This is a genomic window from Streptomyces sp. NPDC026500 (genome assembly GCF_055567635.1).
Map to the genome: position 1 here is coordinate 304,784 of NZ_JBVHQB010000005.1, position 15,287 is coordinate 320,070.

Here is a 15,287-nt window from a genome sequence, read left to right on the forward strand (position 1 = left end):
GCCCGAAGGCTGAGGTCCAGCCCGAACCTGCCCCCGTGAGGACAACAGAAAGATACCGCACGATCACCCACCGCACAGGCCGGGGAAGTGATTCCCCGTTTACCAGGAGCCGTAAATGGAAACGAGCAGACGTACGGTCATCGCAGCGGCGGCGGCAGCGGGATTAACCGCGGCCACCATCGGCACGGCGCACGCCTCGGGCGGCAGGAAGCCCGAGAAGGAGCTCTTCGGCAAGCTCGCCGACGGGACGAAGGTCCACCGGTGGTCGCTGGAGAACGGCGGGACACGGCTCAAGGTCCTGTCGTACGGCGGAATCGTCCAGTCCCTGGAGATCCCCGACCGGCACGGCAGGTACCGGAACGTCGCGCTGGGCTTCGACAACATCGACGACTACGTCGCCAGTAGCCCGTACTTCGGCGCGCTGATCGGCCGGTACGGCAACCGCATCGGCAAGGGGCAGTTCACCCTGGACGGCAAGAGCTACCAGCTCTCCGTCAACGACGGCGTCAACAGCCTGCACGGCGGCGCCAAGGGCTTCGACAAGCACGTCTGGGACGTGGAGGGCTTCACCTCGGGCTCCGACGTCGGACTCGTCCTGCACTACACCAGCATCGACGGCGAGATGGGCTACCCCGGCACGCTCAGGGCGACGGTCACCTACACCCTGACCAGGCACGGCGACTGGCGCATCGACTACGAGGCCACCACCGACAAGGCCACCGTCGTCAACCTCACCAGCCATGTGTACTGGAACCTCGCCGGTGAGGGCAGCGGCTCGATCTACGACCACGAGCTGGAGATCGCGGCCGCCCGCTTCACCCCCGTCGACTCGGGCCTGATACCCACCGGTGAACTGGCCGAGGTCGCGGGCACGCCCTTCGACTTCCGCCGGAAGAAGACCGTCGGCAGGGACATCCGGGTGGCCCACCAGCAGCTCCTGTACGGCAAGGGCATCGACCACAACTGGGTCCTCGACAAGGGCATCACGGCGAAGCCCCGGCATGTCGCGACGCTCCGCGACCCGTCCTCCGGCCGCACCCTGAGCATCGCGACGACCGAGCCCGGCCTGCAGTTCTACTCGGGCAACTTCCTGGACGGCACCCTGGTCGGCACCGGCGGCCACATCTACCGCCAGGGCGACGCCCTGTGCCTGGAGACCCAGCACTTCCCGGACTCCCCGAACCACCCGTCGTTCCCGTCGACGGTGCTGCGGCCGGGGCAGACCTACCGGACCTCCACGGTGCACTCGTTCGGTGCCTGACCGGACCCCACAGGCGCATGTGTCCGGCGTGTGACCGGTCCTCACAGTCGGTTCACAACATCCGCACGATTGCGCAGTGATTGAACAGCGCCACATCCGTATCCGTATGGAAGGGCGGCCCGTGCTCCCCCGCGCGGGCCACCCAAAGACGGAGGGCCCGTCCTCCCCAGCGGGCTCGCCCTATACGGAGGTTCCATGGCAGGCAATGTCACCTCGCTCTTTCGCGGCACCGCGGCGCACAGCCCGTCGATGGCCGCACTGACGCGGGAGGGCGACGGAGCCGGCCCGGTGGATTTCTGCATTCCCTGCAACCCGTACTTCCCCACGCCCGCGATGTTCGACGAACTCGCCGGCCGGCTGCGCGAGATCATCACCTACTACCCGAGCAGCGCCGACACGATCACCAGTGAGCTGTGCTCGCTGCTCCAACTTCCGCCGCAGTGCGTCGCGATGGGCAACGGTTCGACCGAACTCATCACATGGATCGATCACTTGCTGGTCCGTGAGTCCCTCGCGATACCCGTCCCCACGTTCGGCCGCTGGACCGACCAGCCGATGGAGACCGGCAAGCGGGTCGACATGTTCCCGCTCCAGGAGTCCACCGGCTTCGCGCTCGACCTCGCCGCGTACGCCAAGTTCATCCGCGCCCGCGGCACCAAGGTCGCCGTCATCTGCAACCCGAACAACCCCGACGGCGGCTTCCTGCCGCGCCAGTCGGTCATCCAGTTCATGGACGCGATGGCCGATCTGGACCTGGTCATCATCGACGAGTCGTTCCTGGAGTTCGCCGACGCCGAGTCCGAGCCCAGCGTGGTCGAGGACGCGGTCATGCGGCCCAACGTCATCGTGCTGCGCAGCCTCGGCAAGAACTTCGGCCTGCACGGCATCCGCTTCGGCTATCTCGTCGCCAACCCCGCCCTGGCCGGCAAGGTCCGCTCGATGCTGCCGAAATGGAACCTCAACTCCTTCGCGGAGTCCGTGGTGTTCATGCTCAAGAACCACGGCGCCGAATACATGGAGAGCCTGCACATGGTCCGCCGGGACCGGCTCGACATGGCCCGCCAGCTCTCCGCGCTGCCCGGTCTGACGATCTACCCCTCGCAGGGCAACTTCCTGTTCGTACGCCTTCCCGTCGGCGCCGAAGGCACGGTGGTCCGGGACCGGCTGCTCACCGAACACCGCATCCTGGTCCGCGAGTGCGGCAACAAGGTCGGTTCGTCCAGCCGCTTCCTGAGACTCGTGGTAAGACCCCAGACGGACGTGCGTCGCCTGGTGGCCGGCCTGGAGCAGGTGCTCTACGGGTCCAGGAGGGGAACCGCCGCACCCGAGCTGAGCAACGGGACCGGCTACAGCTCGGGTACGGCGGCGGTGGACCGTCTCGTCGGCGCGACCAACGGAGCGGGTATGCAGGGGCTGGCCGCCCAGGCGAACGCCTGGCCCGGACAGCCCGCTCAGGCCCAGCCGGTGGCGGCGGCCGCCCCGCAGCCCAGCCTGCCGCCCGGTCCGCCGGCGCGGCCCGCCGCGGCTTCGCCCTACCCCGCCCAGCAGCCCGTGGCGGCCCCGGTCTACCCGGCCCCGCAGCAGCCCGTGGCGGCCCCGGGCTACCCCGCTCCGCAGCCCACCAACTGGCCGGCCGCGGCCCAGGGCCCGGGTGCGATGCCGGCCCAGATGCCGCCCGCGGCGATGCCCGCACCGGCCCAGCCGGCCGGTCTCCAGCCTGCCGCCCAGACGGGTATGCCCGGCATGGCGGGCGCCGCCTCCATGGGCGCGCAGGGCGGCCTGACGGCGGCCCAGGTCCGGGGCAGGACGCAGCCGGAACCACCGCCACCCCAGTCGGACGGCGGCTGGGGAGCCGTGGGCGCGATGCTGTACAACCAGGCCGGTTAGAAGGCCACTCATATCGCCGGGCGGACCTCCGCGCGGGCGGCCACGGGCCGGCCGCCGGGAACCGCCCGTCACCGACGGCGCGGGCTGGGCAGAAGGGCGCCCGCCCGACGCCGGAGGACCCTCGTGTCCGGTGCCACGAGCCCCGGGGCCGGACACCACAGCGCGGTGCCCGCGGAACCGAGGCACTGGCGCCCTCGCCTTTCACCTGTCCCCGCCTCCCGTAACACCGCTGCGCGCGATCGGAGCCCGGCGCGTCCCCCGCGCCGGGCGGCGGCCCCCGGCGGCCCTCCCCATGTCGACCCCGCGGACGGCGCGCCGGGGAGGGAACCGGGCAAGGTGTCCAACAAGGAACTTGACGGGCTGTCGCTTTGCGGAACTGACAGCTGACAGACAGCATCCACTTCTACGGTGCCGTGTTCATGACAAATTCCCCCTCGAAAGACATGTCGGAGACCGCGCTCGGGCGCCGGACCGTACTGATCGCCACGGGCGCCACGGCCGCGGCGCTGGCCGTCGGCGCGGCGGCACCCGCCGCCTCCGCCCGCGTCACCGACGTGGCGGACGCGGCCCCCGCCGCCGCGGCCGTCTGCACTCTCACCAAGGAAATGACCGAAGGCCCCTACTACCTCGACGGACAGCTCGTCCGCGCCGATGTCACCGAAGGCAAGGCGGGCGCCCCGCTCAAGCTGGTGCTCACCGTCGTCGACGACTCCACCTGCGCGGCGATCGGCAACGCGCTCGTGGAGATCTGGCACTGCGACGCGCTCGGCGAGTACTCCGGCTTCGTCGGCAACAACGGCCACAGCGAGGCGGACGACGGCACGTTCCTGCGCGGCGGCGTCCTGACGAACGCGTCCGGTGTCGCGAACATCACCACGATCTACCCCGGCTGGTACCGGGGCCGCTGCGTGCACATCCACGTCAAGGTGCACACCGGCGTCACCCTCACCTCCGACGGCTCCTTCACCGGCGGCCAGGAACTCCACACCGGCCAGCTCTTCTTCAACGAGACGATCACCACGGCGATGGCCAAGGTGTCCCCGTACTCGACCAACAAGGTCACCCGCACCACCCTCGCCCAGGACTCCGTCTACGACGACGGAGGTGCCTCCTCCGGCCTCCTGACCCTGACGGCCCTCGGCAGCACCGGCTCAGCCGGCTACACCGGCACCCTGACGCTCGGCGTCGTGACGAGCTGACCGCACCTTCCCCCCACGGAGGCCGGGGGCGGTCCGCGACCCCGCGGGCCGCTCCCGGCCGCGACGGATGGGACAGAAGTGACGGATGGGACGACAGGCCTCCGTTTCCGGCGTTCCGCGCCCCTCCGGCCGCGCCCATACCGCGTAATCCCCCCGCGCCGAGATCGTCATACGACCATCAAATGACCTGCCCCTGTGGACAATGGCCGCACCTTCCCCCGGGTTCTCGGGATCGGACCGAGCGGGGGAACCCCCGTCGCCGTCCCCGGGAGAACCCGCATGGTGTTGAGCAGACGTACCTTCAGCGCACTCGCAGGCACCGCCGCACTCGGCCTCTCGCTGAGCGGCAGCGGGGGCAACGAGGCGTGCGCGGCAGGAAGGACGCCTCTCGCACCCACCGGGCCCGCGCCCGCACCGCCCACCGCCGACGGCAGGACGCACACGGTCGGCTTCGACCGCTACTCGATGCTGATCGACGGAAAGCGCCTGGTGATCTGGTCCGGAGAGGTCCACCCGTTCCGGCTGCCGAGCCCGTCCCTGTGGCGGGACGTCCTGCAGAAACTGCGCGCCCACGGGTACAACGCGATCAGCATCTACGTCGCGTGGAACTACCACTCCCCCGCACCCGGGCAGTACGACTTCACCGGGGTCCGCGACCTCGACCTGTTCCTGCGGACCGCCGCCGAGACCGGGCTGTACGTCATCCTGCGCCCCGGCCCGTACATCAACGCCGAGGTCGACGCGGGCGGCTTCCCCGGCTGGCTGACCGCCACCCCGGGGGTGGCCCGCACCTCGGACCCGACCTATCTGAAGTACGTCGACGAGTGGCTGACCGCCGTCGACCGCATCGCCGCCCGTCACCTCTACACCGACGGCGGCGGCACGATCGTGCTCTACCAACTGGAGAACGAGTACGACGACCACGTGACCGAGCCCGCCGGCCGCGACTACATGGCGCATCTGTACGCGAAAGTGCGGGCGGACGGCATCGACGTGCCGCTCTTCCACAACGACAAGGGCCGGAACGGCCGTTGGGCCCCGGGCACCTTCGACACGGGCGGTGAGCGAGGGCGTTACCTCTACGGCTTCGACGGCTACCCCTCCCCCTTCAAGACACCACCGGACTGGGGGTACTTCGGCCCCGGCGGTATGAAGGGTGGCTCGACCGCCAGTCCGGACACCCCGGGGTTCATCCCCGAGTTCGGAGGCGGCTGGTTCGATCCGTGGGGCGGGGCGGAGTTCGACGGCCTGGGCTACGCGGAGTCGCGCCGCACCCGGGACGCGGCCTACGAGCGGCGCTTCTACCTCACCAACCTCGCCAACGGCATCACCATCCACAACGTCTACATGACCTTCGGCGGCACGTCCTGGGGCTGGCTGCCCGCGCCGATCGTCTACACGTCGTACGACTACGGGGCCGCCCTCGACGAGGCACGTCAGCCGACCGAGAAGCTCGTCCCCATGCACCAGATCGGCCAACTGCTGCACTCGGTGCCCGACTTGGCGAAGCTGGACCCCGTCGATCCGGTCCCGGGCGGCGCCACGGGGGCGGCGGCCGCCCCCGGCATCAAGGCGTACCACCTCGTCAATCCGGACACGAAGGCGCACTTCCACGTGCTGCGCAACGACTCGTCCGCCGAGGCCGTCGCCTCAGTCCCGCTCGCCGGCACGACCGTCGCGGTGCCGGTGCCCGGCCTCGACGCCCGGCTGCTCGCCGCCGGTATCGCCCTGGGACGAAGGAAGTTGAGCTACTCCACCGCCCAGCCGATGCTGCGGCTGACCGCGGGACGGCAGGACATCGCGGTGTTCACGGGCCGGGCGGGCGAGGCGACGCGCACCTGTCTGGAGTCCGCGAGCGAGCCGACGGTCACCGTGCTGGACGGGGACGCCGGGCACAGCTACGGGGACGGGACCCTGCGGATCGACGTCGTGCTGGACGGCATCACCCGGGTCCGGGTGGAGGGCGGCGGCATCGCAGCCCCCCTGCTCCTGCTGTTCGCCGACGACGAGAGCTCCCGACTGCTGTGGCGGTACGACACTCCGTCGGGTCCGGTGCTGGTGTGCGGCCCGGCGCTGCTGCGCACGGCCACCCTGCGCGGCCCGGCCGTCCAGCTCACCGGCGACACGGTACGGGCGGCGGACCTGGAGGTGTGGGGGCCGCGCGGGATGAGCGAACTCGTCTGGAATCACGGCACGTTGAAGTCCCGCGCCACCGCCTCCGGGAGCCTGCGGGCCGAGCGCCCGCTGGCCGGTGTGGACCAGGTGCGGCTGCCCGTGCTGACCGACTGGCGCCGGGCCGAGGGGAATCCCGAATCGGCCGCCGACTACGACGACACGGCGTGGCGGGTCGCCGACAGGACGTCCTCGTACAGCATCACTCCTGTCCCCGCCGGGCAGCCCGTGCTGTTCGCCGACGACTACGGCTTCCACTACGGCGACGTCTGGTACCGCGGGCACTTCGCGGACGCGGGCGCCGCGGAGTCCGTGTCCCTCTCCTATGTCGCGGGCGCCCAGGGGCTGTTGATGGCCTGGCTGGACGGTGAGCCGCTGGGCACGCATCGGATGCCGGTGCCGGACAAGAAGACCGTGCGGCAGGGGACCTGGGCGGCCACCGCCACCTTTCCCGTCCGTCCGCGGGACGGGCACTCCCATGTGCTGTCCGTCCTGGTCCGGCGGATGCAGCACGACGAGGACGGGAAGGCCAACGACACGCACAAGGCGGCCCGGGGTCTGACGGCCGTCGCCTTCGCCGGGGCCGCTCCCGCGATCCGCTGGCGCGTCCAGGGCGCGGCGGCCCCCGATCCGGTGCGCGGACCGCTCAACACCGGAGGCCTGCACGGGGAACGGCACGGCTGGCATCTGCCGGGGTTCGCGGACGGCGGCTGGAAGGCCGCCGGGTTCCCGCGCGCCGAGCGACGGCAGGGCGTCACCTGGTACCGCACCGGCTTCCGGCTGGCGGTAGACGCCGGAGTGGACGCCTCGATCGGGCTCACCCTCACCGACGATCCGGCCCGCGCCTATCGCGTCCAGATCTTCCTGAACGGCTGGAACATGGGCCAGTACATCAACGATGTAGGGCCCCAGCACACGTTCGTCCTCCCCAACGGGGTGCTGCGCACACGAGGGCGCAACACACTGGCCCTCGCGGTGCTGTCCGACGGGACCACACCGGCCGGCCCCGGCCAGGTGGAACTGACGCTGCTGGGCAGCGCGGCCGGAGGAGTTCCGGTGACCCCGGTGGACTCCCCCGGCCCCACGACCGCACAGCGCAGGTCCTAGGCCAGCCGGATCACATTCCAGGACAGCGGCTCCAGGACGGCGCTCAGCGTGCCGTCCCGGAGCGTGGTCCCCTCGACGGGGTGCGGGGTGACCCGTTCCTGGTCGTGCAGGGTGTTGGTGGCGTCCGGGTCGGCGTCGGCGAGCGCGCTGTGTTCCACGACCGCCGTCAACCCCATCCGGTTCAGGGCGACTTCGAGCGGGAGCGGCTCGGTCTGGCTGCGGTTGACGGCGAAGACGGTGACCGAGCCGTCCTCGGCGCGCACCGCGGTGGCGTGCAGCAGGTCGGCCTCGCCGTACTTGCCGGTCGGATACGTCGGCGAGTCCACCCGGACGTCGAGGACCTGCCCGCGCCCGTGCGCCGAGGCCTGCGCGAACGGATAGAAGGTGGTCTGCCGCCAGGCCGGGCCGCCCGGTTCGGTCATGATCGGCGCGATGACGTTGACGAGCTGGGCGAGGCAGGCGACGGTCACCCGGTCCGCGTGCCGCAGCAGCGCGATGAGCAGCGAGCCGAACACGACCGCGTCCGTGACGGAGTAGACGTCCTCCAGCAGGCGCGGGGCCTCCTGCCAGTCCTCGACCGGGTGCGGGTTGGGCCGGCTCTGGTACCAGACGTTCCACTCGTCGAAGGAGAGGTTGATCCTCTTCGCGGACTTCAGGCGGGCGCCCACGTGGTCGCAGGTCGCCACCACGTTCTCGATGAACGACTCGGTGTCGACGGCGGAGGCGAGGAAGGAGTCCCGGTCGCCGTCGGTCTCCTCGTAGTAGGCGTGCAGGGAGATGTGGTCGACGAGGTCGTACGTCTCGGCGAGGACCGTCGCCTCCCACTCGGCGAAGGTCGGCATCCCCTGTCCGGAGGAGCCGCACGCGACGAGTTCGAGGTCGGGCTCGATCTGCCGCATCGCGCGGGCGGTCTCGGCGGCGAGCCGGCCGTACTCCTCGGCGGTCTTGTGGCCGGTCTGCCAGGGGCCGTCCATCTCGTTGCCGAGGCACCAGAGCCCGATGCGGAACGGGTCCTTGTCGCCGTGCGCGATCCGCAGATCGGAACGGGCCGTCCCGGAGGGGTGGTTGGCGTACTCCTGGAGCTCCAGTGCCTCGGCGACGCCGCGCGTGCCGAGGTTGACGGCCATCATCGGCTCCGCCTGCGGGCCGATCTTCTTCAGGAAGCCGATGTACTCGCTGAGCCCGAAGCGGTTGGACTCGGTGGAGCGCCAGGCGAGGTCCAGCCGGCGGGGCCGCTCCTCCGCGGGGCCGACCGAGTCCTCCCAGTTGTAGCCGGAGACGAAGTTGCCGCCGGGATGGCGGACGGCCGTGACACCGAGCTCTCGGACCAGCTCCAGCACGTCCGTGCGCAGGCCTTCGGGGTCCGCGGCGGGGTGGCCGGGTTCGAAGATGCCGGTGTAGACGCAACGGCCGAGGTGCTCGACGAAGGATCCGAAGAGACGGGGGTTGACCTCGCCGATGGTGAAGGCGGGGTCGAGGGCGAAGCGGGCGGTGCGCATGGTGTCCTTTCGAGGGGGCGCCTTGGGTGGAGTGGCTTGGGTGGGGTGGCTTGAGGGGGGTTGGCTTGAGGGGGGCTTGGATGGGTTGGCTTGAGGGGGGTTGGCTTGGGTGGGTTGGCTTGAGGGGGGCTTGGGTCGCGCGCCCCTAGCCGACGACGGGCCGGCCGTCCTTCGTCCAGTTCAGCCGGTTCAGTCCCAGCTTGGGCGTGCCGTTGTCGTCCGCGTCGTAGTAGTGGTACGCCAGCCAGTCCTCGCCACGGTCCCGGAAGACCGACTCGCCGCCGGGGCCGATGTAACGGCCGTGGCTCGCCAGCAGGAGGTCGCCGCCGCCGTCGAGCATCGGGGTGCCGGTGCTGTCCAGGTACGGGCCGGTCACCGAAGTCGACCTGCCGACCCGGATCTTGTACGTGGAGTTCACGCCCGCGCAGCACGCGTCGTAGGAGGCGAAGAGGTAGTAGTACCGGCCGTGGCGGACGACGTAGGCGCCCTCGACGGCGTACGGGGCGTCCGGGCGGGTCGCCAGGTGATGGACGGGGGCACCGGCTTCGGCCTTGCCGGTCCGCGGGTCCAGTTCGACCATGCGGATGCCCGTCCAGTACGAGCCGAACGTCATCCACAGTCTGCCGTCGGCGCGGGTCACGGCCGGGTCGATGGCGTTCCAGGTGTCGGTGGTCTCCGAGGTGAAGGCCTTGCCGTGGTCGGTCCAGGTTCCGGGCAGACCGCTCGGGGAGGTGGCGACGCCGATCGCGGAGTGGTTGGTGCCCCAGGAGGAGACCGCGTAGTAGAGCCAGTAGCGGCCGGCACGGTAGGAGATGTCCGGGGCCCAGGGGTCGCCGGTGGCGTTGTACTCGTACCACCAACTCGGCGGCGCGGCGAAGGCGTTGCCCGCGTCGTCCCACTGGACCCGGTCCCGGGAGAGACGGGCGCCGATCACGCCGCCGGTCGAATAGGCCGCGTATCCACCGGACTTGAGGTGGATGACCGTGGGGTCATGGATGATCTGCTGCCCGGTGACGGGCTGCGGGTCGGGGTAGGTGACGTCGGCCTGAGCGGTGGTCGGCAGCAGGGCGACGACGGCCGCTACGACCAGGGCGGCGAGTCTGCGTGCGGTCAACTGGGGCTCCTCGTCCGGTCACTGGCCGGCCAGACCGGTGTGGGCGACGCCCCGCACGATCTGGCTCTGGAAGAAGACGAACACGACGATCAGCGGAAGGCCCGCGATCAGGCCGCCCGCCATGAGCTGGGGCCAGATGATGCCGAAGGAGTTCTGCACGGTGGCGATGCCGTTCGGCATGGTCATCAGATCAGGGTTGTTGGTCACCATGTACGGCCACAGGAAGTTGTTCCACGAGGCGATGAAGGTGAAGATCCCGACCGCGGAGAGGGACGGCTTGGAGAGCGGGAGGACGATCGTGAAGAAGATCCGCCAGCGGCCCGCGCCGTCGATGAACGCGGCCTCCTCCAGTTCGCGGGGCAGCGACTGGAAGAACTTGTAGAGGATGTAGACCATGGCCGCCGGGGCGCACTGCGGCAGGATCATCCCCCAGTAGGTGTCGACCATGCCGAGCGACTGCACGGTCGCGAAGAGGGGGACGCCGAGGATGGCCGGGGAGAACATCAGGCCCGCCATCGTCAGGGCCATCAGGGCGGACTTGCCGCGGAACTCGGTGCGGGCGAAGCCGTATCCGGCGAGGGCGGCGACGAGCAGCACGACGAAGGTGACGCAGACCGACACCACGAGCGAGTTCACGAACCAGTTGGGGATGTTGCCGGCTTCGATGACGCTCTTCCAGGAAGCCGCCGTGAAGTGCTGCGGGATCCAGTGCGGGGAGGTCACCGATTCGGTGGGGGTCTTCAGCGAGGTGGACAGCGCCCAGCCGAGCGGGGCCATCCACACGAGAGACAGGGCGGCGGCGACCAGCGTCAGCGCGATCTGTCCCGGTGTCCAGGAGCTTCGGGGCCTGCGGGGTACGGGAGTCGGGTCGGCGGTGGTCATCGGGCGTCCTCCTCGCGGAGCCGCAGCAGCCACATTCGCCCGAGGGCGACGGCCGCGATGATGAGGAACAGGATGAAGGAGATCGCGGAGGCGTAGCCCACGCGGTAGCTGGTGAAGCCCTGTTCGAGGGTGTACTGGACGAAGGTGCGGGTGGATTCCTCGGGCCCCGGACCGAACTGGTACATGACGACGGCCTGGTCGAAGACCTGGAGCGAAGCGAGGACCTGGAGGGCGAGCACCAGGCCGGTGATGTTGCGCAGGTTGGGCACGGTGATGTGCAGCATCCGCTGGTAGGCGCCCGCCCCGTCCAGTTCGGCCGCCTCGTAGAGGTGGTGCGGGATGTTCTGGAGCGCGGCCAGGTAGAGCAGGAAGGAGAAGCCGACCGTCCACCACAGGGTCGCGACGACGACCGCGATCATGGCGGTGGACTTCTGGGTGAGCCAGGGGGTGTCGATGCCCAGGACGTGGTTGACCATGCCGTTGGTGGGCTGGAACAGCCACCACCACAGGTTGCCGACCACGGCCGACGGGAGCAGGAACGGCGCGAAGAAGCACAGCCGCCACAACCACTTGACGTGGGTGATGTGGTGGGCGATCAGCGCCATGAGCAGCGCCACGACGACGATGCAGGGGACGACGTAGAGGGTGAACTGGACGCTGTGCCACAGCGAGTTCCACACCAGGTGGTCCTGGAACGCCTCGCGGTAGTTGTCGAGGCCGATGAAGCTGGTGTGGTCGCCGGAGATGTTGGCGTCGGTGAGGCTGAGGTAGAGGCCGCGCACGACCGGGACGACGACGAACAGCCCGTACAGCACGAAGAACGGGGCGACGAACCAGCCGCCGTGCTGGAACCGGCGGCCCCAGCGCACGCGGGCCGACTCCGTCGCGGTGGCCGCGCGGGGCCGCAGGCCGGTGGCGGGGGCGAGGGTGGTGGTCATGCCGCGGTTCCCTTCAGCTCCTGGGCGGCGGTGCGGCCGTCCATCGGATTCCGCATGGCCAGCAGTTCCTCCAGGACGGATTTCATCCGGCGGGCGGCGACGGCCGGTTTCGCGGAGCCGACGTTGGAGGAGGCGACGACCGGGCCGATCCGCTTGGCGAGTGTGCCGGTGGAGCCGGCGAACCAGATGCGCGGTTCGGTGGCCGGGTGGGCCATGGCCGGGCGGGAGTACTCGTTCTGCGGGGCCAGCTTCAGATAGGCCGGGTCCTGGAAGGTCGGCAGATAGGCGGGGACATGGCCACCGCCCGCCCAGGCGGTGGCGTGCTTGACCATGTAGGCGGCCAGCAGGTGCGCTCCCTCGTTGGCGGCGCCGCCGCGGTCGGCCTGGTGCGGCAGGACGAAGGAGTGCGACTCGGCGTGCGTGGCCGGGGTGCCGAAGACCGGGGGCAGTGGCTGGGCCCCGTAGCCCACCTTCTCGCCACTGAAGTACGGAACCGACCAGTTCCCCTCCCACACGAACGGCGATCCGGCGAGGAACGCCTCGCCGTCGGCCTGGCCGACGATCGTGTAGCCGTCGGCGACGTGCTGGTGGAGGAACTCCAGGACCTGGGTGGCCTTGTCGGTGTCGAAGGTGACGTGGGTCCGGTCGTCGTTGAAGTAGCCGCCGCCGAGCTGCTGGTAGAAGGCGACGAAGAACCACCAGGAGAAGTTCTGGTCGAAGGCGTGCAGGCCTAGGGTCTGCTGTCCGTCCTTCAGCTGCTTCTTGGCCTCCTTGAGGATGCCGAACCAGTCGTCGGTGGAGGTCGCGGTCGGCAGCCTTCCGTCCGCGTCGAGCAGGCCGGCCTTCCGGCAGACGTCCGTGCGGTAGAAGCTCAGCTGGACGTGGATGTCGAGGGGCAGGGCGTAGAGCTTGCCGTCGACGATGCCGCGTTTCCAGAGCACGGGGTTGAAGTCGGCTTCCCGGACGCCGTACTTGGTGAGCAGATCCATGTCCCAGGGGTCCAGGAGCCGGCCGGGCGCGAAGCCCGGCACGCGGCCCTGGTGCATGACGCTGAGGTCCGGCGCGCGGTTGCCCGCGGCGGCCATCGCGAGCTTCGTGTAGTACGGGTCGCCCCAGGTGAGGGTGGAGTCCTTGACCGCGATGCCGGGATGTTCCTTCCGGAAGGCGTCCACCATCGCGACCATGTTGGCTCCGTCGCCTCCCGTGAAGAGGTTCCAGTAACGGACCCGGGTACTCGCGCCGGAGGCGAGCGCGTCCGCGCCGGTGCCGAGTGCGGCGAAGCCGAGACTGCCCGTGACCGTCAACCCGCCCACCGCGGAGAGGAGTTGCCTGCGGCTCAGGCCAGGTCGTGCCATACCGTGCCCCCACTGTTCGAAATTTCGTCAGGTGATCGCAACTTCGAACGGGACCGTAGATAGGAAGCGCTTACCCGTCAATGGTTTGCGCAAAATCAGTGGCTCAAAAACGCGAGTCCCCGCCCGGTGACCGGCACCTGGACGGGGACTCGCGGCGGGGCTGGGTGTGCCGGCTATCCGGCGAACTCCGGCTGCGGCAGGCCCTTGCCCGCGCCGGGGACGACGAGTAGGGAGCCGGACATCGGGTGCGGTGCCGTCAGGCCCGTACGGGCGGTGGTGATGTAGAGGTCGGTGAGGTCGTCGCCGCCGAACGCGCAGGCGGTGGGGCGGCGGACCGGCAGTTCGAGGACCCGGTCCAGCGTGCCGTCCGGCGTGTAGCGGCGGACCGCTCCGCCGTCCCAGAGGGCCACCCAGACGCAGCCGTCCGCGTCCACCGTCAGACCGTCCGGGAATCCGTCCTCCACGGTCGCGAACGGGCGCCTGCCGACCGGGAGTTGATCGTCGTTGATGTCGAAGACGTCGATGCGGCGGGTCGGCGAGTCGACGTAGTAGACACGGCGGCCGTCGGGGCTCCAGCCCGTGCCGTTGCTGACGCTCACGTCGTCGAGGATCGGGCGGACGGTGCCGTCGGGGGCGATCCTCGACAGCGTGCCCCCGCCCGGCGCCTCGTCGTAGCGCATGGTGCCGCACCACAGCGAGCCGTCGGGGGCGACGGCCGCGTCGTTGGCGCGCCGGCCGGGCACGGGGTCCCGGTGCAGCCACCGGAACGCACCGCCGGACCCCGCGGCTCCGGCGGCGGTGGCCCCGTCGGACCCCGTCGGACCGTAGAGGCCCACGCCGTCGCGGAGGTTGACCACCAGGCCGCCGCCCGCGCGGGGCTTGGCGGCACCCACGTGCTGCTCGGTGGTCATCACCGTGCGGCGGCCGGAGGCGGGGTCGTAGGTGTGGATCCGGGAGCCGAGGACGTCGACCCAGATGAGCCGGCGCGCCCGGGTGTCCCAGGTCGGGCCCTCGCCGAGTGCCGCGTGCGCGGGGACCGCGACCTCGACGGCGGTCACCGCACGTTCCGGTGGCCGAGCCGCTCGGACAGTTCCGCGGCGCCCTTCACCGCGAGCTGCTCCAGCTCGACGCGGCGCTCGTCGCTCCAGCGGATCATCGGTACGGAGATCGAGAGCGCGGCGACGACCTGTCCCGCACGGTCGCGCACCGGGGCGGCGACACAGCTGACGTCCGGGTTGGACTCACGGCTCTCGACGGCGATCCCACGACGGCGGATCTCGGCGAGGGCCTCCCGCAGGGCAACCGGCTCGGTGATGCTGTTGGGAGTCATCGCCACGAGGTCGGCGTCGTCGGGGACGCGCGAGGTCAGCTCCGGCTCGGAGAGGGAGGCGAGCAGCATCTTGCCGACGGAGGTGCAGTGCGCGGGCAGGCGACGGCCGGCCGCCGAGACCATGCGGACGGCGTGCGTCGAGTCGACCTTCGCGATGTAGATGACGTCGGTGCCCTCGAGGATCGCCACGTGTACGGTCTCGTCGCAGGTCTCGGCGACGGAGCGGGCGACCTGCTGGCCCTCGGCCGCGAGGTCGAGCTGCTCGGCGTAGCGGCTGCCGAGCTGGTACGGGCGTACACCCAGCCGGTACCGTCCCGGCTGACCGGGCACCTGCACGATGTACGAGCGGGCGGCGAGCGTGGTCACCAGTTCGTGCACGGTCGTGCGCGGCAGCTGGAGTCTGCGCACGATGTCGGGGGCGGAGAGAGTCCCGTCCCCGTCGAGAAAGAGCTCCAGTATGTCCAGAGCCCGGGTCACGGCAGGTACGAGGCGTCCCACAGCCGACTCCCTCCCTTTTGTTCGAAATTTCAACAGACGATCGGG

11 protein-coding genes are annotated in these 15,287 nt (G+C 70.4%); 4 read left to right on the top strand and 7 right to left on the bottom strand.

Going from position 1 to position 15,287, the window contains the following annotated elements; all coding sequences use genetic code 11:
• The first annotated feature begins 115 nt into the window (after positions 1 to 115).
• The 4 genes from ACZ4N5_RS12035 (at position 116) to ACZ4N5_RS12050 (ending at position 7,626) form a co-directional block, all read left to right on the top strand.
• Positions 116 to 1,261, top strand: coding sequence for an aldose epimerase family protein (locus ACZ4N5_RS12035; RefSeq protein ID WP_467756970.1), 1,146 nt, complete (start codon positions 116 to 118; stop codon positions 1,259 to 1,261).
• Between the two features lie 195 nt (positions 1,262 to 1,456).
• The gene (locus ACZ4N5_RS12040) at positions 1,457 to 3,148 is read left to right on the top strand and encodes a pyridoxal phosphate-dependent aminotransferase (RefSeq protein WP_467756971.1); all 1,692 of its coding nucleotides are present in this window, start codon (positions 1,457 to 1,459) and stop codon (positions 3,146 to 3,148) included.
• Between the two features lie 419 nt (positions 3,149 to 3,567).
• Positions 3,568 to 4,347 carry an intradiol ring-cleavage dioxygenase gene (locus ACZ4N5_RS12045; protein WP_467756972.1) on the top strand — a complete coding sequence of 260 codons (780 nt, stop codon included), beginning with the start codon at positions 3,568 to 3,570 and terminating at the stop codon, positions 4,345 to 4,347.
• Between the two features lie 279 nt (positions 4,348 to 4,626).
• The gene (locus ACZ4N5_RS12050) at positions 4,627 to 7,626 is read left to right on the top strand and encodes a beta-galactosidase (RefSeq protein WP_467756973.1); all 3,000 of its coding nucleotides are present in this window, start codon (positions 4,627 to 4,629) and stop codon (positions 7,624 to 7,626) included.
• Here ACZ4N5_RS12050 and arfA read toward each other — a convergent pair.
• The 7 genes from arfA to ACZ4N5_RS12085 all read right to left on the bottom strand — a co-directional run bounded on the left by arfA (position 7,623) and on the right by ACZ4N5_RS12085 (position 15,242).
• A complete protein-coding gene (gene arfA, locus ACZ4N5_RS12055; RefSeq protein ID WP_467756974.1) occupies positions 7,623 to 9,125 on the bottom strand; it encodes an arabinosylfuranosidase ArfA in 1,503 nt (500 codons plus the stop codon). The two genes, ACZ4N5_RS12050 and arfA, sit on opposite strands and share 4 nt — an antisense overlap.
• Before the next feature lie 145 nt (positions 9,126 to 9,270).
• A complete protein-coding gene (locus tag ACZ4N5_RS12060) occupies positions 9,271 to 10,239 on the bottom strand; it encodes an arabinan endo-1,5-alpha-L-arabinosidase (RefSeq protein ID WP_467756975.1) in 969 nt (322 codons plus the stop codon).
• Positions 10,240 to 10,257: 18 nt separating this feature from the next.
• Entirely contained in the window at positions 10,258 to 11,121 is an 864-nt protein-coding gene (locus ACZ4N5_RS12065) for a carbohydrate ABC transporter permease (protein ID WP_467756976.1), read from the bottom strand.
• Complete coding sequence (locus tag ACZ4N5_RS12070) at positions 11,118 to 12,059, bottom strand: carbohydrate ABC transporter permease (RefSeq protein ID WP_467756977.1); 942 nt, start codon at positions 12,057 to 12,059, stop codon at positions 11,118 to 11,120. The genes ACZ4N5_RS12065 and ACZ4N5_RS12070 overlap by 4 nt, the downstream gene beginning before the upstream one ends.
• Complete coding sequence (locus ACZ4N5_RS12075; RefSeq protein ID WP_467756978.1) at positions 12,056 to 13,414, bottom strand: extracellular solute-binding protein; 1,359 nt, start codon at positions 13,412 to 13,414, stop codon at positions 12,056 to 12,058. Before ACZ4N5_RS12075 ends, ACZ4N5_RS12070 begins: the two co-directional genes overlap by 4 nt.
• A gap of 173 nt (positions 13,415 to 13,587) precedes the next feature.
• A complete protein-coding gene (locus tag ACZ4N5_RS12080) occupies positions 13,588 to 14,472 on the bottom strand; it encodes an SMP-30/gluconolactonase/LRE family protein (protein ID WP_467756979.1) in 885 nt (294 codons plus the stop codon).
• Positions 14,469 to 15,242 (bottom strand): IclR family transcriptional regulator, encoded by a 774-nt coding sequence (locus tag ACZ4N5_RS12085; protein ID WP_467756980.1) that lies wholly within the window; start codon positions 15,240 to 15,242, stop codon positions 14,469 to 14,471. The genes ACZ4N5_RS12080 and ACZ4N5_RS12085 overlap by 4 nt, the downstream gene beginning before the upstream one ends.
• Positions 15,243 to 15,287 lie beyond the last annotated feature (45 nt).

Excerpts from the sequence above, each read along its gene's own strand:
- ACZ4N5_RS12035 (WP_467756970.1), top strand. The coding sequence starts at position 116 with ATGGAAACGAGCAGACGTACGGTCATCGCAGCGGCGGCGGCAGCGGGA.
- ACZ4N5_RS12040 (WP_467756971.1), top strand. The coding sequence starts at position 1,457 with ATGGCAGGCAATGTCACCTCGCTCTTTCGCGGCACCGCGGCGCACAGC.
- ACZ4N5_RS12045 (WP_467756972.1), top strand. The coding sequence starts at position 3,568 with ATGACAAATTCCCCCTCGAAAGACATGTCGGAGACCGCGCTCGGGCGC.
- ACZ4N5_RS12050 (WP_467756973.1), top strand. The coding sequence starts at position 4,627 with ATGGTGTTGAGCAGACGTACCTTCAGCGCACTCGCAGGCACCGCCGCA.
- arfA (WP_467756974.1), bottom strand. The coding sequence starts at position 9,125 with ATGCGCACCGCCCGCTTCGCCCTCGACCCCGCCTTCACCATCGGCGAG.
- ACZ4N5_RS12065 (WP_467756976.1), bottom strand. The coding sequence starts at position 11,121 with ATGACCACCGCCGACCCGACTCCCGTACCCCGCAGGCCCCGAAGCTCC.
- ACZ4N5_RS12070 (WP_467756977.1), bottom strand. The coding sequence starts at position 12,059 with ATGACCACCACCCTCGCCCCCGCCACCGGCCTGCGGCCCCGCGCGGCC.
- ACZ4N5_RS12075 (WP_467756978.1), bottom strand. The coding sequence starts at position 13,414 with ATGGCACGACCTGGCCTGAGCCGCAGGCAACTCCTCTCCGCGGTGGGC.